At 64.7% G+C, this 1,772-nt stretch carries 2 protein-coding genes; both read left to right on the forward strand.

The features are described from left to right. The first annotated feature begins 136 nt into the window (after positions 1-136). The gene (locus tag M1105_RS20510; protein ID WP_249582232.1) at positions 137-943 is read left to right on the forward strand and encodes an isocitrate lyase/PEP mutase family protein; all 807 of its coding nucleotides are present in this window, start codon (positions 137-139) and stop codon (positions 941-943) included. A gap of 317 nt (positions 944-1,260) precedes the next feature. Beyond that, positions 1,261-1,653: a cupin domain-containing protein gene (locus tag M1105_RS20515; protein ID WP_249582233.1), complete on the forward strand. Its 393-nt coding sequence runs from the start codon at positions 1,261-1,263 to the stop codon at positions 1,651-1,653. Positions 1,654-1,772: the final 119 nt, after the last annotated feature.

Raw genomic sequence — 1,772 nt, forward strand, 5'->3', positions numbered from 1 at the left:
GACGATGAGGCAATATTTAAACGGCCGGTCCGGCACCTCGATCAGGCCCTTCCACAGTTGTCGCTGACCGCAGGTTTCGCTTGCCCGGCTCAATGACCGTGCGACACTGCCGGTGATCCGAAACGGGGGCCACGCCATGCGCCGCAACGAACGGACGGAACGTTTCCGTGCCCAGCATGTCCCAGGCCGACCGGTGGTGATGCTGAACCCTTGGGATATTGGGTCGGCGAAGATTATGGCGCGGCTGGGCGCGCGAGCGCTGGCGACGACGTCGGCCGGGCATGGGTTCACGCTGGGTCTGACCGATGGCGGGCAGGTATCGCGCGACATGGCCCTGCAGCACGCCGCCGCCATCTGCGCGGCAGTCGACGTGCCGGTGAATGGCGATTTCGAGAACGGGTTTGGCGAAGACCCCGAGACTGTTGTCGAGACCGTGCGACTAGCGGCGGAGGCGGGGCTCGCGGGCGTCTCGATCGAGGACACCGCCGTCCCGACGACGGACTCCTATCCTTTCGATCTGGCTCTGGCCCGGATCGAGGCGGCGGTCGCCGCTGCCCGTGCCGTGGGGATCGTGCTGACCGCCCGCGCCGACGGCTGGATCTTCAAGAACTATGATCAGGCCGAGGCCTTGCGCCGCTGCAGGGCGTTCGCCCGAGCAGGCGCCGACGTGATTTACGCGCCGTTGGTGGATGCCGACACCACCCGTGCGCTGGCCGCGATCGGGACACCGGTCAACCTGCTGGCTGCCGGCGCGATGCGTGATCTGACGGTGGATCAGATGGGGGCGCTGGGAGCCGCCCGCATCTCCATCGGGGGTGGACTGGCTCGGGTCACACAGCAGGTGATTATCGACAGCGCCCGCGCGATGCTCGAGCGAGGCGATTTCACAAGCCTGAAAGGCGCCGCGAACCCGGCGGAGGTCGAAGCGCTGTTAACCGAATGAGCCGCAGGACAGTCGACGCCGTGCTGCTCAGCAAAGTCATGCCCTGAACGCTCCAATCGAGCTGTCGCGACAAACACGTCGGCCTTGAACTCCAGACGGCTGCCCGGTGGGTCGAAGCGGCTCTGTGCAGATGCAGCACGATCCGTTGCACTGGCCAACGCCGGAGCCACCGGAGCGCTGCTCGCCAATCGTGCTCGCGTCGGATGTTTTGGAAAAAACAGTGACAATCGCATTTCGAGGATCACACATTGGCTAGTCCGTGCATTCTCGGGTCGCCAACTGAAGCCCGGCGCCGCGTGCACATCAGGAGATCTGCCGTGAAGCTGATCGATCATAACAACCAACCCTGTCGAGACTGGCGTCCGGGCGTGTCGACGCGTATGCGCATCTCAGCACTGACCGGAGCCTCGGCGCTTTCGATCTTTGAGCAGTGGTGCGAGCCAGGGCTCGGCGCTCCGACCCATTGGCATCCGGTCGAAGAAGTGCTGACCGTGCTGTCAGGCGAAGCGGAGATCTGGATCGACGGCGAGCGGTTCAGAGCGTCGGCAGGTCATTCAGCACTGATAACGGCAAAGCGCCGCCACGGATTCCGCAACTCCGGGGACGGCGAACTGCACATGTTGGCCGTCCTCGCCTCGCCCATCTTCGAGGCGCAATTCGACGACAGCCCAGAGGTCACACGTCGCTGGGCGCTGGGAGATGGGTTGTAATCGACTCGGCTTGCAGCCTCTGGGCGACTTGCCCGTTTTGGCAGTTTGTCCCGATCTCCAGAACTCCGCGCTCTGCGCGGCGAACGCGCACTCCGAGCCGTCTTGGCCTTGCTCGGCAT

Source organism: Thermohalobaculum sediminis (assembly GCF_023487995.1).
Taxonomy (GTDB): Bacteria; Pseudomonadota; Alphaproteobacteria; order Rhodobacterales; family Rhodobacteraceae; genus Thermohalobaculum; species Thermohalobaculum sediminis.

Excerpts from the sequence above, each read along its gene's own strand:
- M1105_RS20510 (WP_249582232.1), top strand. The coding sequence starts at position 137 with ATGCGCCGCAACGAACGGACGGAACGTTTCCGTGCCCAGCATGTCCCA.